Annotated in this window: 22 protein-coding genes; 13 read left to right on the top strand and 9 right to left on the bottom strand. The window is 71.8% G+C overall.

What is annotated here, in order from left to right:
• Nucleotides 1–134 precede the first annotated feature (134 nt).
• Nucleotides 135–785 (bottom strand): NAD(P)H-dependent oxidoreductase, encoded by a 651-nt coding sequence (locus ABD401_RS11905; RefSeq protein ID WP_344604921.1) that lies wholly within the window; start codon nt 783–785, stop codon nt 135–137.
• Nucleotides 786–1256 (bottom strand): MarR family winged helix-turn-helix transcriptional regulator, encoded by a 471-nt coding sequence (locus tag ABD401_RS11900; RefSeq protein ID WP_344604919.1) that lies wholly within the window; start codon nt 1254–1256, stop codon nt 786–788.
• Nucleotides 1257–1317: 61 nt separating this feature from the next.
• Between ABD401_RS11900 and ABD401_RS11895 the strand changes: the two genes are divergently transcribed.
• The 3 genes from ABD401_RS11895 (at nt 1318) to ABD401_RS11885 (ending at nt 3437) form a co-directional block, all read left to right on the top strand.
• The gene (locus tag ABD401_RS11895; protein WP_344604917.1) at nt 1318–1767 is read left to right on the top strand and encodes a nitroreductase/quinone reductase family protein; all 450 of its coding nucleotides are present in this window, start codon (nt 1318–1320) and stop codon (nt 1765–1767) included.
• Nucleotides 1768–1926: 159 nt separating this feature from the next.
• The gene (locus ABD401_RS11890) at nt 1927–2280 is read left to right on the top strand and encodes a VOC family protein (protein ID WP_344604947.1); all 354 of its coding nucleotides are present in this window, start codon (nt 1927–1929) and stop codon (nt 2278–2280) included.
• A 17-nt stretch (nt 2281–2297) separates the two neighbouring features.
• A complete protein-coding gene (locus ABD401_RS11885; protein ID WP_344604915.1) occupies nt 2298–3437 on the top strand; it encodes a radical SAM protein in 1140 nt (379 codons plus the stop codon).
• Between the two features lie 7 nt (nt 3438–3444).
• On the opposite strand, the gene ABD401_RS11880 is transcribed toward ABD401_RS11885, so the two are convergent.
• From ABD401_RS11880 to ABD401_RS11860, 5 genes are all read right to left on the bottom strand, one after another.
• On the bottom strand, nt 3445–3843 hold the full coding sequence (locus ABD401_RS11880; RefSeq protein WP_344604913.1) for a hypothetical protein: 399 nt from the start codon (nt 3841–3843) through the stop codon (nt 3445–3447).
• 35 nt (nt 3844–3878) lie between these two features.
• Entirely contained in the window at nt 3879–5579 is a 1701-nt protein-coding gene (locus tag ABD401_RS11875) for an NAD-dependent epimerase/dehydratase family protein (protein WP_344604911.1), read from the bottom strand.
• Nucleotides 5580–5598: 19 nt separating this feature from the next.
• Nucleotides 5599–6258, bottom strand: a complete 660-nt coding sequence (locus ABD401_RS11870; RefSeq protein WP_344604909.1) for a TetR/AcrR family transcriptional regulator — start codon at nt 6256–6258, stop codon at nt 5599–5601.
• Nucleotides 6259–6462: 204 nt separating this feature from the next.
• Complete coding sequence (locus tag ABD401_RS11865; RefSeq protein WP_344604907.1) at nt 6463–7509, bottom strand: alanine racemase; 1047 nt, start codon at nt 7507–7509, stop codon at nt 6463–6465.
• Nucleotides 7510–7528: 19 nt separating this feature from the next.
• Nucleotides 7529–8656, bottom strand: coding sequence for a lipid II:glycine glycyltransferase FemX (locus ABD401_RS11860; protein WP_344604905.1), 1128 nt, complete (start codon nt 8654–8656; stop codon nt 7529–7531).
• A 141-nt stretch (nt 8657–8797) separates the two neighbouring features.
• On the opposite strand from ABD401_RS11860, the gene ABD401_RS11855 reads away from it, so the two are divergent.
• Entirely contained in the window at nt 8798–10210 is a 1413-nt protein-coding gene (locus ABD401_RS11855) for a glycosyltransferase 87 family protein (RefSeq protein ID WP_344604903.1), read from the top strand.
• Here the strand turns inward: ABD401_RS11855 and ABD401_RS11850 are convergent.
• Complete coding sequence (locus ABD401_RS11850; RefSeq protein WP_344604901.1) at nt 10165–10950, bottom strand: deoxyribonuclease IV; 786 nt, start codon at nt 10948–10950, stop codon at nt 10165–10167. The genes ABD401_RS11855 and ABD401_RS11850 overlap by 46 nt on opposite strands.
• Nucleotides 10951–11143: 193 nt before the next feature.
• Between ABD401_RS11850 and rpsF the strand changes: the two genes are divergently transcribed.
• From rpsF to ABD401_RS11815, 7 genes are all read left to right on the top strand, one after another.
• Nucleotides 11144–11434, top strand: coding sequence for a 30S ribosomal protein S6 (gene rpsF / locus ABD401_RS11845; protein WP_344604899.1), 291 nt, complete (start codon nt 11144–11146; stop codon nt 11432–11434).
• A gap of 84 nt (nt 11435–11518) precedes the next feature.
• On the top strand, nt 11519–12064 hold the full coding sequence (locus ABD401_RS11840) for a single-stranded DNA-binding protein (protein WP_344604897.1): 546 nt from the start codon (nt 11519–11521) through the stop codon (nt 12062–12064).
• A 100-nt stretch (nt 12065–12164) separates the two neighbouring features.
• A complete protein-coding gene (gene rpsR, locus ABD401_RS11835) occupies nt 12165–12401 on the top strand; it encodes a 30S ribosomal protein S18 (RefSeq protein ID WP_019874346.1) in 237 nt (78 codons plus the stop codon).
• 11 nt (nt 12402–12412) lie between these two features.
• Nucleotides 12413–12859, top strand: a complete 447-nt coding sequence (rplI, locus tag ABD401_RS11830; RefSeq protein WP_344604895.1) for a 50S ribosomal protein L9 — start codon at nt 12413–12415, stop codon at nt 12857–12859.
• A 540-nt stretch (nt 12860–13399) separates the two neighbouring features.
• Nucleotides 13400–15715, top strand: coding sequence for a replicative DNA helicase (gene dnaB, locus ABD401_RS11825; protein WP_344604893.1), 2316 nt, complete (start codon nt 13400–13402; stop codon nt 15713–15715).
• 359 nt (nt 15716–16074) lie between these two features.
• Nucleotides 16075–16911, top strand: coding sequence for a hypothetical protein (locus ABD401_RS11820; RefSeq protein ID WP_344604891.1), 837 nt, complete (start codon nt 16075–16077; stop codon nt 16909–16911).
• A gap of 97 nt (nt 16912–17008) precedes the next feature.
• Nucleotides 17009–17962: a polysaccharide deacetylase family protein gene (locus tag ABD401_RS11815; protein ID WP_344604889.1), complete on the top strand. Its 954-nt coding sequence runs from the start codon at nt 17009–17011 to the stop codon at nt 17960–17962.
• On the opposite strand, the gene ABD401_RS11810 is transcribed toward ABD401_RS11815, so the two are convergent.
• The gene (locus ABD401_RS11810) at nt 17959–18765 is read right to left on the bottom strand and encodes an XdhC family protein (RefSeq protein WP_344604887.1); all 807 of its coding nucleotides are present in this window, start codon (nt 18763–18765) and stop codon (nt 17959–17961) included. The two genes, ABD401_RS11815 and ABD401_RS11810, sit on opposite strands and share 4 nt — an antisense overlap.
• A gap of 193 nt (nt 18766–18958) precedes the next feature.
• On the opposite strand from ABD401_RS11810, the gene ABD401_RS11805 reads away from it, so the two are divergent.
• Both ABD401_RS11805 and ABD401_RS11800 read left to right on the top strand, forming a co-directional pair.
• Nucleotides 18959–19216, top strand: coding sequence for a hypothetical protein (locus ABD401_RS11805; protein WP_344604885.1), 258 nt, complete (start codon nt 18959–18961; stop codon nt 19214–19216).
• A gap of 35 nt (nt 19217–19251) precedes the next feature.
• Complete coding sequence (locus ABD401_RS11800; RefSeq protein WP_344604883.1) at nt 19252–20013, top strand: class I SAM-dependent methyltransferase; 762 nt, start codon at nt 19252–19254, stop codon at nt 20011–20013.
• Nucleotides 20014–20023: the final 10 nt, after the last annotated feature.

Below are 20023 nucleotides of genomic sequence, written 5' to 3'. Positions count from 1 at the left end.
CGCCTCCCCGGCCGGTTCGGACCAGCGATCCCGCAGGGTGGTGCTCGCGTGGGCCGGTGCCGGGGTCCTCTTCGGAGGGGCTGCGGTGCTGCTCCTGCTCGCCCGCCGGGCGCCGGGTGAGAACTGACAGGGCGTCAGGCGGCGCTCCGGGAGGGCGCGTCCACCATCGGTGCCGGCCGACCACCCTTACGGGCGTCCGTCCTACCGAGGCGTCGTGCCGTCTGCAGCCAGCGTTCCCGCTGCTCCGGGGTCGACTTCCGGACCGGCGTGAACCGCGTGATGCCGACGGTACGAACCCCGCAGTAGCCGAGGATCGCCCGCTTGAGCGAGGTCTCCGCGGCGTTCCGATAGGCGAAACGGTTCCAGAAGGAGGGCGAGTCCATCGTCATGACCAGCCGGGCGGTCCGCCCACGCAGGAGGCGCACGGGCATCGGGCCGGACTCCATCCGGAACGCGATCCCGGCGAGGAACACCTGGTCGACGAAGGTCTTCAGGACCCCCGGATAGGTGCCCCACCACTGCGGATGGAAGAACACGAGGTGCTCGGCCCACAGGACGTCGTCGATCATGGCGCGGACCTCGTCGCTGAGATGGTCCGTCTGGCCGTCCGGTCCCGGACGCAGGGCGGTGCGGCCGGCGGGTGACGTCGCGAGGGTCGCCTGGGCGAGGTCGATGACCCGAACCGAGTGTCCGCCCTCACGGAGCCCGGCCTCGTACTCGGCCGCGAGAGCGTGGTTGAGGGTCTCGGTGAACGGGTGGCCGATCACGATCAGTGTGCGTGGCACTCAGATTCCCTTCTGATCGAGGATCTCGTGGATCCTCTTGAGTTGACTGTGGAGCGCGCCCAGATCGATGCCGTCCAGGTCGTCGAACAGGTCCGTGAAGCAGCGGTCGAGGTCCTCGGTGGCGCGATGGACGAGACTGCGGCCCGCCGGTGTCGGGCACAGCACGACCCGGCGCGCGTTGGTGCTGTCCGACTGGGACTCGATCCACCCGGCCGCCACGAAGTTGTGGAGGCGCTTGCTCACCGCCGCCTTCGACACGCCCAGTCGTCGTGCCATCTCCGACACGTCGGGCAGTCGCTCAGGGTCGGCGCACACGAGATCCGCCATGAAGATGAACTGGCTGTAGGTCATGCCGTACCGGTCGCGAAGTCGCTGGTCCGCGAACCGGTCGAGGCGCTCGACCAACTGGTGGATGGTGACCGTGATCCAGCCCTCGACCGGACTTTCCGGAGTGGCATCCTGCGGTGGCATGGTTGGATGTTAACCGGTTGACAACCCGAGTGTCAACCGGTTGACAACATCGGAGGTCGGGATGTCCGGACTGAACAACGTGGCGGCGTCCGTCGGGGCGTGGGTGTTGGAGACGGGCCACCGGACTCTCCTCACGCTGACCGGCGGCCGCTTCCCCCACCGGATCGGTGGGATGGAGACGATCGAGCTGCACACGATCGGTCGGAAGTCGGGCCGGCGACGCTCGACGCTGCTGACCGCACCGATCGCCGAGCCCGGGCGCGTCGTGCTGATCGCGTCCAAGGGTGGCCACGACCAGCACCCCGACTGGTACCGGAATCTCGTGGCCAACCCGGAGGTCGAGATCACCCGAGCGGGCCGGACGATCCGCATGCGTGCCCGGACGGCCTCGGCCGAGGAACGACCCGAACTCTGGGCCCGGGCGGTGCAGGCCTACCGCGGGTACGCGGGCTACCAGAAACGCAGCGCCCGGCAGATCCCCGTCGTCATCTGCGAGCCCGTCGTCGACTGACCGTCCGTCAGCGCGGGTCGGGCAGCAGCCGTGCGAGCGGGCGCAGCACGTGCTCCGGTGCGGCCTCGACCAGGTCGAGGGTGCTCACCGCTGCTCGTTCCCCCTGCCCCTAGAGTCGGTTCCGGGTTCATGCAGCCGTGCAAGAAGGAGGACACCGCCATGGGTGACCAGCAGGTTCGGATGGTCGTGCTGTCGACCGACAATCTCGACGAGTCCATCGCGTTCTACACCGAGACTCTCGGTTTCGCCCTCAAGTTCCGCGACGGCGCGCACTTCGCGGCGCTCGACGGTGGCTCGGTGACGCTCGCGCTGGCGACCGCCATCGACCACCCGATCCCGGGCCAGGTCGTCGTCGGGATCAAGACCGACGACGTCGACGCCGCGGCCAAGGCCATCGAGGCCAGCGGCGGCGCGATCGTGAAGGGCCCCTACGACGACGCGCACGAGCGCCGTGCCGTCGTCTACGACAACAAGGGCAACGGCCTGGTCTTCTACAAGCCGCTGCAGCGCTGAGGTTCGGCGCACCCACCATGAGCCGCACCGCCGACGCGTCGGTGTCGCTGCGTACGGTGCCGAGTGCGGTCGTCATGCAGCCGACGACCGTGTGCAACCTCGCCTGCGACTACTGCTACCTGCCGGCGGCGCCGCGGAATCACATGGCGCCGGCGGTCGGCCGCCGCGTCGCCCTGACGGTGAACCGGTGGGTGAGCGAGGGTCACCCCGTCCGTGTGTTCTGGCACTGCGGTGAACCGCTGGCCGCGGGGCGGGACCGCCTCGCCGCGCTCCTGGAGCCGTTCAGTGGTGCGGTCGTGCACGGCGTGCAGACCAACGCGACCCTCGTCGACGACGTCTGGTGTCGCTTCTTCCGCGAGCGGGGCATCGAGGTGTCGGTGAGCATCGACGGTCCGGAGACCCTCGACGCCCACCGCCGCGATCGCGGGGGCCGGCCCGCCCATCCGCGCGTCCTGGCCGGCATCGCGGCGCTGCGGCGCCACCGTGTGCCCTTCGGGGTCCTGGCCGTCGTCTCCGACCCCACACCGGAGACCGCGCAGGGGCTGTACGACTTCGTCGCCGACCTGGGGGCGACGCGGATCGGCGTCTCCCTGCAGCAGTCGCTGACGCCGGCCGGAACTCCCTCGGGAGCACACTCGTACGGGCGCTGCGAGGAGTTCTGGCTGGCTCTGCTCGAGGCCTGGATGGCCAACCCGGTCATGCGGGTCCGCGAGATCGACAACTGCGTCCGCGACGCCCGGCGGCTGCTCGCCGACCGGCCCGACCGGCCCGACCGGCCCAGGACGGTCGATCCGCTGCCGACGATCGGCTGGAACGGCGACGTGGTCCTGGTCGCGCCCGAACTGCTCGGGCACCACGACGCCGACCGGCGGTCGTTCAGCAGCGGCAACGTCCTGACCAGCTCGCTGGACGCCGTGATCGGGGAGGCGGTGGCGGGTACCCCGTGGATCGCGCGCCACCTGGTCGCCACCCGCGAGTGCGTGACCTCGTGCCGCTACGGCCCGCTGTGCTCCGGGCCGTCACCGGCGACCTCCTTCTTCGAGACGCGCACGATCGGCGGCGGACCTACCGATCACTGCCGCGGCGCGGTCATGGCCAGGGCCGACGCCATCACGTTCCCGCTGGTCCGCGCCGGGACCGCTCGCGGGCGAGGCTGACCGTCCGTCAGTCGGCGGGCAGGTAGCGGGTGTAGCGGTCCGACCCGGTCCGAACGTACAGCTCGGGCGCGCAGGGGAGCGTCGGGTCCGCGGCCAGTTCCTCGGCCGTCCGCATCGCGGCGTGCACGGTGGACTGGGGCCAGACGGGCGGGTACTTGAACGCCGGCACCAGGGGGTTCGCCGGGTCGTCGTTGGCCTCCTGGCCGGTCAGGTCCGTCACCGACGCCCGGAAGTCGTGACCGCACCAGGTGATCCGGTCGCCGATGTCCTCGCCGGGGAACGAGCCGTAGGCCATCCGGAACCAGGCGGACCAGCCGAGCAGGCCGAGGAACACGGCGAGCGCGAGCCAGCCGACCGGGACGAGCAGGCGGGAACGTCGGCGCGGTCGACTGTCGGGAAACGCCACGCCTCTCAGTTTGACCGATCACCGCGGCGGACGAGTCATCGAACGGTGAGGGCGCCGCTCGATCCGTTCACCGACATCGTGCTCGGCAGGACCAGCGCGGCGAGGCGCTGCTGTTCGGCGCGCCGGGTCTTGACGAGGTCGGTGAGGTCTGGCGGGGGGACCAGCAGTTCCTCCCAGGTCAGGTGCGCCACGTCGGCCGGATCGCGGACGGCGCCGGCGACGAGGAGGCGGTCCGCGCGTTCGCGTACGAGCGCGGCCAGCGCCTGAGCGAGCGCCCGCACGACGCGCTCGGCCCGCATCCGAGCTCGGGAGTGCCCACCGTCGTCGCGGAGGTCGGCGGCGGGCGCGGCGTTGGGTGACACCCCGTCAGGAAACGAGACCAGCAGGTGCGCGAGGTCGCCGAGCTCGTCGCCTCCGAGGGCGGCGCCGATCGCGGCGATCGCCCAGAACCACGCCAGGTCGTCGAGCACCCGCCCCAGCACCGCGTCGAGCCGCGCGTCCGAGCACGCGGCCGGATTCGCCGCGTGCTCGAGACTCTCCGCGGCCCAGCCGGCGATCCGGTCGACCTCACGCCCGTACGCCCGTCCGACCACGCGCCGCCGGCCGCCGGAGTGCTCGACGGCGTAGGCGACGTCGTCGTTCACGTAGAGGCGATGTGCGATGCTCGCCGCGCCGGCGTCGCCGAGCTCGCGGCGCACCTCCGGTGCCCCGCCGAACGCGTCGAGCATGCCCCTCGAGGCCGCGCGCAGCAGCTGCAGGTGCGTGCTCAGCGTCAGGGCCGCCAAGGGGGCCGGTCCGCCGAGGCGACTGACGGTCGGATACGCGAGCGGGATCGGTGAATCGAGTTCGCCGGCCGGTGCGCCGAAGTCGGGCCATCGGTTCGCCGCGGTCGACACCGGGGGCCCAGGCCGATGGGTCGGGAACCGTAGCCGCCACGGCACCTCGACGCGGCGTCCGGCCACGGCCGACACCCCGCTGACCGCGCGCCGCAGGTCGGCGACTCCCTCGGCCGTGGACCACGCGCACTCGAACCCCCACACCTCACGCAGGCGGGTGGTGTCCATCCCGGGCAGGTCGTGCTTCCAGGCGAACTCGATCGCCTTGAGCGCACGGGTCGCGGAGGTCTCGACGTACTTCCTGCCGAGCAGCTGGGCGATCTGACGCAGGGGCAGGGCATCCGGAGGCGCGACGTCCACGACCCCGGGCGGGCCGGACTCGCACGCGATCGCGAGGAAGCGGCCGAGGTCGTCGTGGTGCAGCAACTGGTACCGGAGTTCGACACCCTTGACCGCGACGATCACGGGCGCGGCGAGGAGAGCGAGCGGCTGGTCGATGTTGCGTCCGACGACGAGGCCGGTCCGCGCGAGGACCGCCTCGACGCCGGAGTCGAGGACGACCTGCTCGGCCGCTGCGGTGTCCGTGACGTGGCCGAGGTTCGCGCCGTCGCTCAGGGCCGAGGACGCGACGACCAGGCGCCGGGCGCCGGTGCGCTTCATCGCCGCGCAGACGTTCGCGGTGCCGCTGACGGGCGCGAGGTGGCACACGACCTCGCAGCCGTCCATCGCCGCGGTCAGTGCCGCGAGATCGGTGACGTCCGCGCCGACGAACCGGGCCCCGGCGGGCAGCGCCAGCGGCGGCCGGCGCGCCACCGCCACGACCTCGTGGCCGGCGCGGTTCAGGCGTTCCACCACACCGCGCCCGGAGACACCGGTCGCCCCGGTCACGAGAACTCTCATCCGGTCAGCCTTCCCCACCTCACGTGCCTTCCACCCAGCCGCGAAGTCCCGTGATCAGCAGGTCCAACCCGGCGCTGAACTCCTCGTCGAAGTCCCGGGTGGCGAGCCGACCGGCCAGACCGACGACGTTCGCGAACTCGGCGCCCGAGAGTGCGGTGATGCCCGGCAGGGGGGCGCGCGTCGGCCCGGCGCGGGTGGTCAGTCCGATCTCCTGCTGGCAGGCGCCGACCGCGTACGAGCTCAGCGTGCTGAACGCGCTGACGACCTGGGCGTCGTCGAGTCCTGCCTCGCGCAGGGCGGCGAAGACGACCTCCGCCCCGCGGTAGGCCGAGACGGCGTCGAGGCGGTGCGCGGCCACGATCGGCACCAGGGCGGGGTGGGCGAGGAGGGCGCGACGCGTGGCGTGGAGGACCGCCGCCACGCGGTAGGCCCAGTCGCCGTCGTCCGGGCGGGGCAGGTCGAGGTCGGCGAGCAGCCGGTCGGCGAGCGCGCCGAGCAGGTCGTCCTTGGTGGGGACGTAGCCGTAGAGCGTCATCGCGCCCACGCCGAGTGCCCGCGCGAGCTTGCGCATGCTCAGGCCCTCGAAGCCCTCCGCCGCCACCAGCGCCTCGGCGGCGTCGACGATCGCGTCGAGCGTCAGGCGCTCGGTGGCGCCGCGCGCGGCCCGGCCGGCAGGCATCGACCCTCCGCTCCGTACGCGTACCGTATGCGTACGAGATCGACGGTAGGGCGCCGTCCGGCGCAGGTCAACGACCGGTGCGGGGACGCGCTTCACTCGCCGGCGCCGGGGCTTACTCGCCAGACCGGGCGAGTGAGGCCTGTCCCGGGCGAGTGAGGCCTGTCCCCGGCGAGTGAGGCGCGACGGCCCCGGGGGTGATTGCGCTCAGACCTCGACGATCTCGTCGAAGGTGGTGGTCGTCATGCGGGTCTCGACGTCGAGGAAGGCCCCGACCGCCGGCGGTTCGACGCCGGCGGGGAGCCAGAGCAGCGAGACCTGCATGTGCGGCGGCTCGGCGAACCAGCGCTGCTTGCCGGCCCAGGTGAACGGGCTCAGCGTCCGGTTGAACGTCGCGAGGGTGCCTTCGCCCGCCACCTTGACGCGGGACATCAGCCCGGCCACCGGCTTCGGGGCGGACAGCCCGATGCCGTGCGCCGTGCCGCCGGCGACCACGATCAGGTGGCCGTCGCGCGGAGCCTTGCGCTGGCGGTACCCGTACCGGTCGCCGCGCGCGAGCTTCTCGACGTCGAGGACGCGGGCCTTCGCACGCAGGGCACCGCGGTCGCCGAGCCAGAGCTTGGTGCCGACGCGGGCGCGGAACGTCTTCTCGGGGAACTGCTGCGCCAGGCCGGCGACCTCGGGCCCGGACAGGTGGCTGACGTAGATCGTGGCCGCCGGGAGCTTCGCCGCCTTGAGCCGCTCGACCCACGTCGCGACCTCGGTGACCGGGTGCGCGCCGCGGGGCCGGTTCATCGGCAGGTGCAGCGCGAAGCCTTCGAGGTGGACGTCGGAGAGCGCGGCGGCGAGACCGGGCAGGTCGTCGGCACCGACGCCGTGGCGGCGCAGCGAGGTGCGGCACTCGACGATCACGCGCTTGCCCGCGAGCGACTTGGCGGCCTCGGCGGTCGCGACCGTGTGCACGACGCGACCGAACAGGCCGATCGGCAGACCCTCGGTCGGGTCACCGGCCAGATGCGGCGTCAGGACGACGACCTTGCCGAATCCCTCCGCGCGCTCGGGCAGCCGGCGCGCCTCGGCGAAGGTGCCGACGGCGAGGGTGTCGGCGCCCAGGCGGAGCGCCTCGTCCACGCAGCGGTCCATCGTCAGGCCGTAGCCGTTGCCCTTCGCGACCGGCACCAGGCCAGGGATGTCCGCGGAAACCTTCTGCAGGTGCGCGTCGAAGCGCGCCCGGTCGATCTCGAGCCGGAGCATGCGTCGGTTACCGCCTCGTCTACCGCTTCGCCAGGTACAGCCGGAACGCCTGAAACAGCAGCGCGTTGATCGGCAGGTCCCACTCGCCGAGGTACTCCACCGCCTGGCCACCCGTGCCGAGCTTGAACTGGATCAGCCCGAAGTGCGGGTCGGCCGGGTCGAGGGTGTCGGTGATGCCGCGCAGGTCGTAGACGGCGGCGCCCGCCTCGTGGGCGTCGGAGAGCATCCGCCACTGGATCGCGTTGCTCGGCTGCAGCTCACGCTTGTGGCTGGCCGAGGCGCCGTAGGAGTACCAGGCGTGGCCGCCGACGCGGATCCAGATCGTCGAGGCGAGCAGTTCGCCCTCGTGCTTGGCGAGGTAGAGCTTGAAGCGCTCGGGGTCCTCGCTGCTGAGCGCGCGCATCATCGTCTGGAAGTAGCTCAGCGGCCGCGGGGTGAAGTGGTCCCGTTCGGCCGTGTGCGTGTACAGCGCGTGGAACGCCGGCAGGTCGGCCTCGGTCCCCTCGGTGACCTCGACGCCGGCCTTGTCCGCCTTCTTGATGTTGCGCCGCCACTGCTGGTTGAACCCGGCGAGCAGGTCCTCGCGAGTTCGCCCGGCCAGCGGAACCTGGAACACGTACTGCGGCTGGCCGGCGGCGAACCCGGCGGTCGTCGACGGTGGGATCCACCCGGCGGCGCGCATCAGCTCGGCGACCTTCTGGCCGGCCGGGTCGACGACGTCGGGGGTGAGCGCCTGCAGCTTGGTGGCCTGGCCGTCCTTGACCGCAGCCTTGATCGTCTCCGAGCTCCACCGGCGCGTGACGACCATCGGGCCCATGCGGACGCCGAAGGCCTTGCGCGACTTCAGGTGGGCGACCATCGGGTCCAGCAGCCGGCGCAGGGACGCGGCGTCGGTCACGTCCTCCCAGGCCAGGACCGGGCCTTCGGGCAGGTACGCGAGGTACCGCTTCACCTTCGGGATCTGGCGGTAGAGCACCAGGCCGGCGCCGACGATCTTGCCGTCGGCGTCGCACCACCCGATGGACTCGCTGCGCCATTCCTTCTTCACCTGGCCCCACGAGGGGACCTGGAGGAAGCTCGCGGATCCGCGGGAGGCGACGAAGGCGAGGTGCTCGTCGGCCGTGATCGTCCGGACCGTCAACGACATGGGGAGTGGTTCTCCTGCGGGCTGCCGCCTGTGTCGCGGGCGGGTAACAAGATCGGCGGATCCACGTTATCGACCCGTGGTCCATCGCGTCCTCGATACCATCGAGGTAACTGACCGCGACCGACACGAGATGGCTTCGGGGTGCACATCAGGTCCTCCAGGGCGGCCGCGCGGCCGTCGTTGCGTGCGATCGGCCCCTTCCTCGCGGTCGTCGCACTCTTCCTCGCCACCCGGACGGCGCTGCTGCTGTTCACGGTGCGTGAGCGGGAGTTCGTGCTGCCGTCGGTCACCAACGACGTCCGCGACATCTACAGCCGCTGGTACGACGTGCTCTCGACGGGACAGTTCCCCGAGCACGACGTCATGTGGCAGTACCCGCCCGCCGCGGCGCTGGTGATCCTCGCCCCCGGGCTCCTCCCGCTCTCCTACGCGGTCGGCTTCTACTGGATCTCGTTCACGGTCGACGTGATCACCTTCGGCGTGCTGCTCGCCGCCGCGCGCCGGCGCATGGTCGAGGACGAGGTGGCCTACGCCTCGGGCGCGGCCGTCGCCCCGACCGGCCGGTGGGCGTGGGCGCGGCACCAGCCGTGGGCCGCCTGGGTGTGGACGGTCGGCGTCGCGCTCGGCGGGCCGATCGCCTACGGCCGCTACGACCTCATCGTCACCGGCGTCGCCGTCGCGGGCCTGGTCCTCCTGCTCAGCGCCGACGCGAACCCGCTCGACGGACGCAATCGCCGGTGGGCCGGCGGGGCCGTCCTGGCCTTCGGGGCGCTGCTCAAGGTGTGGCCGGCGCTGCTGTTCCTGTGCGCGGGCCCGGGCCGGCGGTGGAAGGAGTCCTGGGCCGCGGCCGTCGTCGCCGGCTCACTGATCCTGCTCGGCTTCTGGGTGACGATGCCCCACTCCATGTCCTTCCTGTCCGCCCAGGGCGGGCGCGGGGTCGAGGTGGAGTCGATCGCGGCGCTGCCCTTCCACATCGCGAGCCACCACGGGTGGAGCGGCTACGTCGCGCTGAACTACGGCTCGATGGAGTACCTCGGCCCGCACGTGAACCTCGCCGCCAAGCTGTGCCTGCTCGCCAGCGCGCTGGCCTTCGGCTGGCTGGTGCTGTGGCGGCTGACCGCGCGCACCTGGCGGGACTCCACGACGGCCGACGCCGCGCTGGTCGCGGTGCTGCTGTTCGTGATCACGAGCCGGGTGATCAGCCCGCAGTACATGGTCTGGCTGGTCGGTCTCGGCGCGGTCTGCGCGCTGCACTTCGGCCCGCGTGGCACCTCGCTGATGCGGCTGCCACTGGCGCTCGTGCTGGTCGCGACCGCCCTGACCTGCATCGAGTACCCGTACTGGTTCGACGAGCTGCTCAACGCCGAGCGCGAGGCGGTCCTGCTCGTGACGGTGCGCAACGTGCTCCTCGTCGCCGCGGCCGTGATCGGGGCCTCCCGGCTCTGGCGCAGCACCCGCGCGCCGGCGGGCGGGCAGACCGCCGGGGGCAGCCTGCGGGTCCTCGTCGCTCAGGCGGGGAGCCGCTCCCGCAGCCAGGAAATGTCCGCGCCCTGACCCGCGGCGTCGCCCGGGGTCTCGCAGACGACCGGCGCACCGGCACCGGCGATCACGGCGACCAGCTCGTCGGGGTCGATCCGGCCCTTGCCGAAGTTCTCGTGCCGGTCGCGGCCGGAATCGAAGTCGTCGCGGCTGTCGTTGGCGTGGACCAGGTCGATCCGGCCGGTGATCGCCTTCACCCGGTCCACCACGGTCGCCAGCTCCTCGCCGCCGGCGTGGGCGTGGCAGGTGTCCAGGCAGAACCCGGCGCCGAACTCGCCGACCGCGTCCCAGAGCCGGGCGAGCGCGTCGAGCTTGCGGGCCATGGCGTTGTCGCCGCCCGCGGTGTTCTCGATCAGCACCGGCAGGCGCATCTCCATGCGCTCGAACGTCTTGCGCCAGTTCTCGATGCCGACGCTCGGGTCCTCCTTGGCCAGGACGTGGCCGCCGTGCACGACCAGGCCCCGTGCGCCGATCGAGGCCGCGGCGTCGATCTGCTGCTGGAGGATCTTGCGGGAGGGCATCCGGATGCGGTTGTTCGAGCTCGCGACGTTCACCAGGTACGGCGCGTGGACGTACAGGGCGATCCCGGCGGCCTCGACGGCCTCCTTCAGCGCGGCCGCGCCGCCCGCGTAGGCGATCGTCGGCGGCTTCCAGTCCTGGGGGTCGCCGAGGAAGATCTGCACGACCTCCGCGTCGCGCGCCTTCGCCTCCGCGATCGGGTCGGCCTGGTCGACGTGGGCACCGATGGCGAGCATGGCGGCAGCCTATGCGCGCGGGCCGACACCCGGTCCGCGCAGCCGGTCGGTGGACGGATTCTCCGGTTGTCGGTGCCCCCGGTTAGTCTTGCTCCCGTTCGCCTGGCCCCTCCCGGGGTCCGGCGATCACGCGATAGCCCTCCTGTCACGGAGAGACCGTGACCGCCTGAGTCCAGAGGAGGCGATTCCAGCTATGCGTAAGTACGAACTGATGGTGATCCTCGACCCCGATCTCGACGAGCGCACCATCGCCCCGAGCCTCGACCAGTTCCTCACGGTCGTGCGCAGCGGTGGCGGCACCGTCGACAAGGTCGACCTGTGGGGCAAGCGTCGCCTGCAGTACGAGATCAAGAAGAAGGCCGACGGTTTCTACGCGGTCATCGAGCTGGCCGCGGAGCCCGCGGTCGTCAAGGAGCTCGACCGGCAGCTCAACCTCAACGAGGCCGTGCTGCGCACCAAGGTCATGCGGCCCGACGCGCGCTAGTTCGCCCGCCCGTTGATTCCCACCCGTACCTCCAACCCACCGTCCCGACACCGTTTCCTCAGCTGAGGGAGATCGGACCCAGCCATGGCAGGCGACACCGTCATCACGTTGGTCGGCAATCTCGTCGACGACCCGGAGCTGCGCTTCACCCCCAGCGGCGCCGCGGTCGCCAACTTCCGGATCGCGTCCACACCCCGGACGTTCGACCGGCAGGCGAACGAGTGGAAGGACGGCGAAGCGCTGTTCCTGACCTGCAACGTGTGGCGGCAGGCGGCGGAGAACGTCGCCGAGTCCCTGCAGAAGGGCATGCGGGTCATCGTCCAGGGCCGGCTCAAGCAGCGGTCCTACGAGACCCGTGAGGGCGAGAAGCGCACGGTGTTCGAGGTCGAGGTCGACGAGGTCGGGCCCAGCCTGGCGTTCGCGACCGCGAAGGTGAACCGCACCGCCCGCGGTGGCGGCGGTGGCGGCGGTGGCTACGGCGGCGGGGGTGGCGGCCGCGGTGGCGGCGGCCAGTCCGACGACCCGTGGGCGAGCGCGGCTCCGGCCGGTGCCGGCAACCGCGGTGGCGGCGGTGGCGGCTGGGACAGCGGCAGTGGCGGCGGCGGGTTCTCCGACGAACCGCCCTTCTAAATCCGGACCCTGATCCGGCATCCCCGGGATCACCCGCGGGGGATGACAGTCCGACTACGTCCATTCCCGCTCCGGCGGGGCTCTTAAGGAGAGCACCACGATGGCGAAGGCACAGCTCCGCAAGCCGAAGAAGAAAGTCTGCATGTTCTGCAAGGAGAAGATCAGCTACGTGGACTACAAGGACACGTCGCTGCTCCGCCGCTTCATCTCCGACCGCGGCAAGATCCGCGCGCGTCGGGTGACCGGCAACTGCACCCAGCACCAGCGCGACGTCGCGACGGCCGTCAAGAACAGCCGCGAGATGGCGCTGCTCCCGTACACGAGCACCGCGCGCTAGGGGGAGTCGAGATGAAGCTGATCCTCACCCAGGAGGTCTCGGGGCTCGGTGCTCCGGGCGACGTCGTCGAGGTCAAGGACGGCTACGGCCGCAACTACCTCGTCCCCCGCGGCTACGCGATCCGGTGGACCCGTGGCGGCGAGAAGCAGGTCACCTCGATCCGGCGGGCCCGCGAGATCCGCGAGATCGCGGACCTGGACCAGGCCAAGTCGGCCAAGGCCCAGCTCGAGGGCCTGAAGGTCACCCTGAAGGCGCGCGCCGGCGACGGCGGCCGTCTCTTCGGTGCCGTCACCGCGGCCGAGATCGTCGCCGCGATCGCGGCGTCCGGCGGCCCGCAGGTCGACAAGCGTCGGGTCGAGGTCCAGAACCCGATCAAGGCCCTCGGCGCCCACCCCGTCTCGGTCCGCCTGCACCCCGAGGTGTCGGCAACCGTCACGGTCAACGTCGTGGCGGCCTGACCGCACGCACCGCACGCACGTCCGGCGAGGCCCGCGTCCCCCTGGGGGGCGCGGGCCTCGTTGCATGTCCGGGCCTTCGTGCCTGTCGGGCTGCGCGAGGTGGCGCGGCGTCAGATCTGCTCACATAGTGGACACTCGCGGGCCCGGTCCGGCGTGTCGTCGTCACCTCGGTGTGGCTTTTCGTTTTTCTCACGTCCACATGGGTGAGGAACGCATTTGCGCAGGTCAGACGGCAAGTCGGGACGATGCCTCACCCAGTGTCCACAGCTGTGTCCCCAGACTGTGGACGACGAGAACACTGGTGATTCACGGGCGTCCCGGACTTATCCACCTGCCGTGGAAAAAGGGTGTGAACGAGGGCGCTTGTCCCGGCTTGTCCGTGTCTGTGAGCGGCCTTAGGTTCGCGCACTGTCGAACTTCGTGGGGCCCTGTACGGGGGTCCGGTGCCTCGGGGTCTCGACGATCGGAAGAACTGTCAGCGGGGCCCGGTACCAAGGTTCTCGGGCCCCGCTGACCGAGCGGGACCGGGGGAGGTACTCGATGAGCGTTGTGGAGCTCCCGCCTCCACCGCACTCGGAGTTCGAGCGCACGCCGCCGCAGGACCTGGCGGCGGAACAGTGCGTCCTCGGCGGCATGATGCTGAGCAAGGACGCGATCGCCGATGTCATCGAGTCGCTGCGCGGCGACGACTTCTACAAGCCGGCGCACCAGCTGGTCTACGACGCGATCCTCGACCTCTACGGCCGCGGCGAGCCCGCCGACGCCATCACCGTCGCCGCCGAGCTGACCAAGCGCGGCGAGATGGCCCGGGCCGGTGGCGCGCCCTACCTCCACACGCTCATCTCGTCGGTCCCGACCGCGGCCAACGCCGGCTACTACGCCCGCATCGTCCGCGAGCGCGCGATCCTGCGGCGCCTGGTCGAGGCCGGCACCCGCATCACGCAGATGGGGTACTCCGGCGACGGCGAGGTCGACGGGATCGTCGACGCCGCCCAGGCCGAGATCTACCAGGTCACCGAACGCCGCACGAGCGAGGACTACCAGCCGCTCTCCGCGATCATGGAGGGGACGCTCGACGAGATCGAGTCGATCGGCAACCGCGGCGGCCAGATGATCGGCGTCCCCACCGGGTTCGTCGAGCTCGACCAGCTGACCAACGGCCTCCACCCCGGCCAGATGGTGATCATCGCCGCCCGGCCGGCGATCGGGAAGGCGCTGGCGCTCGACACCCCGCTGCCCACCCCGACGGGCTGGACGACGATGGGTGAGGTGCAGGTCGGGGACGAGCTGATCGGCTCGGACGGCCGGCCGATCCGGGTCGTCGCCGCGACCGAGGTTCTGACCGATCGGCCGTGCTTCGAGGTCGAGTTCGACGACGGCAGCGTCCTCGTCGCCGACGCCGAGCATCAGTGGCTCACCGACACGCGCGCCTCTCGGCGCGGCTACGACGAGCCCCAGGTGCGGACGACCGCCGAGATCGCCCGCTCGCTCCGCTGCGAGACCTCCGACCGCCGGCTGAACCACAGCGTCCGGAACGCCGCGCCGCTCGCGCTGCCGGAGGCGGACCTGCTCGTCCCGCCCTACGTACTCGGTGCGTGGCTCGGCGACGGTCACTCCGACTCGGCTCGTCTGACGACCGCCGACCCCGAGATCGTCATGTTCGGAGAGGCGGAGGGTCTCCACGACTCGCTGGAGGCGGAGCTCCGCGCGCTGGGCGTCCTGGGAAATGCGCACATCCCGGTCGAGTACCTCCGGGGTTCGGAGGCGCAGCGGCGCGCTCTGCTCGCCGGTCTGCTGGACACCGACGGGACGGTGAACCGGACCGGGTCGCCCCAGTTCACCTCGACCAGCGCGGCCCTCGCCCGGGACGTCTACGAGCTGATCTGCAGTCTCGGGTACCGCGCGGGTATCTCGACGAAGCGCGTTCGCGGCCGGACCGAAGCGAGCTCGATCGCGTACACGATCACCTTCACGACCACGGACCGGGTGTTCCGCCTCGAGCGCAAGCACCTCGTGCACAAGGAGCGCTGCACCCGCCGGGAGACGACCTCGCGCACCCGGACGAGGTTCATCGTCGACGTGCGCCCGATCCCCAGTGTCCCGGTGCGCTGCGTCCAGGTCGACGCCGCGGACTCGCTGTACCTCGCGGGCCGGAGCCTGATCCCGACGCACAACTCCACGCTCGCGCTGGACTTCCTGCGCGCGGCGTCGATCAAGAGCGGCCAGACGTCGGTCGTGTTCTCGCTCGAGATGGGGCGCAACGAGATCACGATGCGACTGCTGTCGGCGGAGGCGCAGATCGCGCTGCACAAGCTGCGGTCGGGGACACTCACCGACGACGACTGGATGCGGTTGGCCCGCAAGACCGGTGAGGTCTCGGCGGCGCCGCTGTTCATCGACGACTCGCCGAACATGACGATGATGGAGATCCGGGCCAAGGCCCGGCGGCTCAAGCAGCGCCACGACCTGCGGCTGATCGTCATCGACTACATGCAGCTGATGACCTCGGGCAAGAAGGTCGAGTCCCGGCAGCAGGAGGTCTCGGAGTTCTCCCGGTCGCTCAAGCTGCTGGCCAAGGAGCTCGAGGTCCCCGTCGTCGCGCTGTCCCAGCTCAACCGTGGTCCCGAGCAACGGACGGACAAGAAGCCGATGCTGAGCGACCTGCGTGAGTCGGGATCGCTGGAGCAGGACGCCGACATCGTCATCCTGCTCCACCGTGAGGACGCGTACGAGAAGGAGTCTCCGCGGGCCGGCGAGGCGGACCTGATCGTCGCCAAGCACCGTAACGGGCCGACGAGCACGGTCACGGTGGCCTTCCAGGGCCACTACTCCCGCTTCGTGGACATGGCCCAGTAGCGGCCGGTGGCGGCCGTCGCTGTCTCACGGAGTGGGCGTCTAGTGGTTGCGGAACGTCGTCGGCGACCGCCGTTCGGCTGAACGTCCGCTAAGAGATGTGTCCGGCTCTCGCGTTCGCCCGTCCCCCGGTTTCGGACCGATTTGCGCAGGTCCGGGCGGTTTCGATCATGACCAAAGCGTCAGGTTGATCTACCCCCGGGGGGATTGAGGGGCATTCGAGTAGGGAACCGGCCTTTGATTTAGCTTCTTTGCCCGGTTATGGTCTCGGCAAGGCGTGTCACTGAGGGGACTCGCCTGGGCACGGGGGGTAGTCGGCCCCGTCGTCTCCGAAATCGGTGCGAGTGCAAAGGCTGGGCCATATGAGTTCGGCATACGGATCGCTCCCGACCCCGCGGTACAGCCGTGGGCGGCGGGTCGCAATCGTGGCGGCGTGTGCGTCGGTCCTGACCGGGACGGCGATGGCGCTGCCTGCGGCGACGTTCGCGGACGAGGCCGCCGACACCCCGCCGATCGCCGCGGTGGACCTCGCGGGCGTCAAGCTCGCCGTCCCCGACCTGGGCGTGCCCCTGCCCGACGTCGAGGTGGCGACCGACGAGCTGCCGATTGCCTCGGTGACCGATGCGCTCGGGCTCGAAGCGGTCGTCGACACCGCTCCGGAGCCGGCCGCCGAGCCGGCCGCCGAGCCCACCTCGGGCGGCGGCGACGAGGCCACGGTGAACTCGTGGTCGGTCCCGGACGCGCAGACGTCGGCCGGCGCGAAGTCGCGCAACACCGGCCGTGCGGAGCCGACCGCGGTCGCGCCCCCCGGGAGCAAGCTCGACACCGCGGCCGGCCGCGCCGTCGCGGAGGACCTGCTCACCGCCAAGACGCAGCGCCAGCTCGAGCGGCAGGCCAAGCTACGCGCCGCGCAGGTGCTCGGCACCGAGAAGTCCGCGCCCGCGACCAAGGAGGGCATGGCCCTCGCCGCACCGCTGACGGACCTGGCCTCCCGGAGCGGCGTCGACACGCTGAACCTCGCCGCCGGCGGGGGCCCGGAGTCCGCCTCCGGCGACTGGAGCCTCATGCCCGAGGCGCTCTACGCGGTGCTGCCGCTGCTGCTGGCCGGCGGTGCCGTCGTCGCCCATGGTCGCCGCAACGCCCGCGTCGCCGCCACGTCGGCCGCGGTGGTGCAGCGCCGCCGTCACGCGTCGCGGTAACCGCCTCCGCGCCCGGTCGCGTCGGTAACGAGTCAAGTCCGGACAAGAACGAGGAAATCGGACATCTCGGGTGTCGCCGAACCGCGACGCTACCCCGGTGAACCTGGGACGGAAGTGGCTGGCGAGTGGTGTTGCCGCGCTCGCGCTGGTGGGATCGGCGGCGTACGGAGCCGGCGCGGCGTCGGAACGCCGGAGCGTGGACTGCCGCGTGACCAAATGCGTCGCGATCACCTTCGACGACGGGCCGGGGCTCTACACCGACCGCCTGTTGCAGGCCCTCGACGACGCCGGCGCACGCGTGACGTTCTTCGTCCTCGGTGACGTGTCCGCGGCGCGGCCGGCTGCGCTGCGGAAGATCGCCGCCGCGGGGCACGAGATCGCCACGCACACCTGGAGCCACCGCCAGCTCACCGCGCTCACCGACGAGCAGGTGCGCAGCCAGCTGACCCGGTCCGCCGACCTGATCGAGTCGATCGTCGGCACCCGCCCGACGCTGATGCGCCCGCCGTACGGCTCGGTGAACTCGCGGGTGAAGAGCGTCCTCGGTGTGCGCGAGTGGCCGATCATCCTGTGGTCCCTCGACCCGGAGGACTGGAAGGACCGCAACGCCGACACCGTCTACCGCCGCGTCGTCGACGGCACCTCGCCCGGGGAGATCGTGCTGCTGCACGACATTCACAAGACCACCGTCGACGCGGTGCCGCGGATCCTCGCCACCCTCAAGGCCCGCGGGTACACGTTCGTCACGGTCTCCGAGCTCTACAACCGGCCCCTGGTGAACGGCGGGCTCTACTTCGACCGCCACGACGCGTACGTCGGCCCGGCCAAGGCCGGCACCCTCGCGCCCGAGCCCGGCCTCGCCCCGAAGCCGTCGCCCTCGCCGACGCCGACCGTCACTCCGTCGCCGACCGTCACTCCGTCGCCGACCGTCACTCCGTCGCCGACCCCGGCCGCGGTGGCGGAGTCGGCGGTGGCGGAGGCGCACGTCGACGAGCCCGCCGTCGAGCCGGCTGAGGTCGAGGCCGCGCCGGCCGAGGAGTCCGTGGACTAGAAGGCGAAGCCGCCGGGCCGGCCGTTGCGGTCGGCGATCAGGCCCGCGAGGGTCGAGATCGCGATCTCGGCCGGGGTCCGGGAGCCGATGTTGAGTCCGATCGGCCGGTGGACGCGGTCGATCTCGGCCGCGGGGACGCCCAGGGCCTGCAACTGGTCGCGGTGGGGCGCGGGGTGTCGGGGGTTGCCGAGCACGCCGATCCACCGGGTGGTTCCGGCGAGCGCGTCGCGCAGGACCACACCGAGGTCGTCGCGGTGATGGTCGGAGACGACGACGTCGCAGTCGGCGTCGAGGCCGGCGTCGGCGACCGCGCCCACCACGGCGGGGGCCCAGGCCCGGGCGCGCTGGGCCTGCTCCGGGTCGGGCTCGACGAGCACCCCGCGGAACCCGCAGGCGGCGCCGAAGCTCAGGAGGTGGCGGGCGGTCTCGCCGGCGAAGACGACGACCAGGCCCCGGGTGGGCGTCTCGGCCGGGGCGCCGTGTGCGACGGCGCACGTGGGGTCGACGGCGTCCGTCTCGGCCGCAGTGGTCTCGGTCAGCGTGCCCGCCGGCGGTGCCGCGGCCGCCGCGGCGCTCGCGCTCACGTACACGCCGGACCCGCGACGGGCGACGGCGAGGCCCTCCCGCTGCAGTTCGGCGAGCGCCTGGCGGACGGTCATCCGGGCGACCTGGTACCGCGCCATCAGGTCGTTCTCCCCCGGCAGGGCCCGGCCCGGGGCGTACTCGCCGCGCGCGATGCCCGACCGCAGGTCGTCGGCGATCCGGCGGTACTTCAGAGGTTTCGGGTCCTCCTGATTGGCCATCGCCGGTCGCCTCCGAAGTGAGCTCCAGGACGATCCGGGACGAACCCGGTCGAACGTGGCCTCACCGTATGAGAGAAGACCTGACCCCGGAAGACGGGCATACCCCTCCTTAATCACTCTTGACACTCGAACCGGTCGACTTTCTAATCTCTCTAGAGAACTCAGGGCGGAACGAGCGAGAGGGAGGTACTTCGTGAGCCGGACAACGGAGCGCGTCGAGTCGCCGGGCCTCCCGCTCGAGCCGCTGCCGGCCGCCGCGTCGCCCGTCCGCGACGTCCCGCCGCTCCCGACCCGGGTCCGCCGGCGGAGCGCGCCGCGGTACTGGCTGTTCCGGCTCCGCGTGGGCTGGCGTCGTCGCCTGAACGGGGACGCCGCGCTGCTCGTGCTCTGCTTCCTGCTGTTCGCCGCGACGATCGCGACCGGCGTCGGCCTCGTCGCCCAGGCGGCCTGAGCCCGCCCGCCCCCTGCGGGCGGCAAGATGTCCGGATGCTGCACTCCAGCGCCGGTCGCGCGGGCTACTACGGCATCGAGGCGCCGTTCATCCCCGCCGTTCAGGCGTTCCTCGCGCTGATCATGATGCAGGCCGGCTGGACGCAGGCCACCCGCGAGGACGGGGACAGCCAGGGCTGGTGGCTCGTCGGCTTCGGCGCGGTGCTGCTGGGCATCGCGCTCGCCTACCTGCACGCGACCCGGCGCGGCCGCTTCCGCGCGTGGTCCCGCGAGCTGGGCGCGCTCGACCTGCGCGGCGACGAGACGGTGCTCGACGTCGGGTGCGCCCGCGGCGCCGTGACGACGCTCGTCGCGGCCCGGGTGCCCGACGGGAAGGTGATCGGCGTCGACCTCTGGGCGCGCAGCGGCCTGCTCGCCGGCAGCCGCCGGGGCGCGGACGACCAGATCGCGCGCAACAACGCCCAGGCCGAGGGCGTCGCCGACCGGGTCCAGTTCGTCCCGGGCGACATCGACGACCTCGCCTCCGACGGCAACCAGTTCGACCTCGTCGTCTCCGGCGGCGGCATCGGCCGGCTCGGCTCGCCCGCGACGCGCGCGGCGGCGATCGACGAGGCGGTCCGCGTGACCCGGCCCGGCGGGCGGCTGCTGATCGCCGACGTCCGCAACACCCGTCGCTACGTGGAGCGGCTCACCGAGCTCGGCTGCGAGGACGTGAGCTCCCGCTCCGCCGGCCCCGAGTGCTGGTACGGCGGCCCGTGGCTCCCGCTGGTCTTCGTCAGCGCCCGCAAGCCCGCATAGCCGCAACGTC

This window comes from Sporichthya brevicatena (genome assembly GCF_039525035.1).
Lineage (GTDB): Bacteria > Actinomycetota > Actinomycetes > Sporichthyales > Sporichthyaceae > Sporichthya > Sporichthya brevicatena.
This window is presented reverse-complemented; position numbering and strand designations above follow the sequence as displayed.

Excerpts from the sequence above, each read along its gene's own strand:
- ABD401_RS11840 (WP_344604897.1), top strand. The coding sequence starts at position 11,519 with ATGGCAGGCGACACCGTCATCACGTTGGTCGGCAATCTCGTCGACGAC.
- ABD401_RS11870 (WP_344604909.1), bottom strand. The coding sequence starts at position 6,258 with ATGCCTGCCGGCCGGGCCGCGCGCGGCGCCACCGAGCGCCTGACGCTC.
- ABD401_RS11885 (WP_344604915.1), top strand. The coding sequence starts at position 2,298 with ATGAGCCGCACCGCCGACGCGTCGGTGTCGCTGCGTACGGTGCCGAGT.
- ABD401_RS11900 (WP_344604919.1), bottom strand. The coding sequence starts at position 1,256 with ATGCCACCGCAGGATGCCACTCCGGAAAGTCCGGTCGAGGGCTGGATC.
- ABD401_RS11860 (WP_344604905.1), bottom strand. The coding sequence starts at position 8,656 with ATGTCGTTGACGGTCCGGACGATCACGGCCGACGAGCACCTCGCCTTC.
- ABD401_RS11850 (WP_344604901.1), bottom strand. The coding sequence starts at position 10,950 with ATGCTCGCCATCGGTGCCCACGTCGACCAGGCCGACCCGATCGCGGAG.
- ABD401_RS11875 (WP_344604911.1), bottom strand. The coding sequence starts at position 5,579 with ATGAGAGTTCTCGTGACCGGGGCGACCGGTGTCTCCGGGCGCGGTGTG.
- rplI (WP_344604895.1), top strand. The coding sequence starts at position 12,413 with ATGAAGCTGATCCTCACCCAGGAGGTCTCGGGGCTCGGTGCTCCGGGC.
- ABD401_RS11820 (WP_344604891.1), top strand. The coding sequence starts at position 16,075 with ATGAGTTCGGCATACGGATCGCTCCCGACCCCGCGGTACAGCCGTGGG.
- dnaB (WP_344604893.1), top strand. The coding sequence starts at position 13,400 with ATGAGCGTTGTGGAGCTCCCGCCTCCACCGCACTCGGAGTTCGAGCGC.
- ABD401_RS11810 (WP_344604887.1), bottom strand. The coding sequence starts at position 18,765 with ATGGCCAATCAGGAGGACCCGAAACCTCTGAAGTACCGCCGGATCGCC.
- rpsR (WP_019874346.1), top strand. The coding sequence starts at position 12,165 with ATGGCGAAGGCACAGCTCCGCAAGCCGAAGAAGAAAGTCTGCATGTTC.
- rpsF (WP_344604899.1), top strand. The coding sequence starts at position 11,144 with ATGCGTAAGTACGAACTGATGGTGATCCTCGACCCCGATCTCGACGAG.
- ABD401_RS11800 (WP_344604883.1), top strand. The coding sequence starts at position 19,252 with ATGCTGCACTCCAGCGCCGGTCGCGCGGGCTACTACGGCATCGAGGCG.
- ABD401_RS11895 (WP_344604917.1), top strand. The coding sequence starts at position 1,318 with ATGTCCGGACTGAACAACGTGGCGGCGTCCGTCGGGGCGTGGGTGTTG.
- ABD401_RS11890 (WP_344604947.1), top strand. The coding sequence starts at position 1,927 with ATGGGTGACCAGCAGGTTCGGATGGTCGTGCTGTCGACCGACAATCTC.
- ABD401_RS11865 (WP_344604907.1), bottom strand. The coding sequence starts at position 7,509 with ATGCTCCGGCTCGAGATCGACCGGGCGCGCTTCGACGCGCACCTGCAG.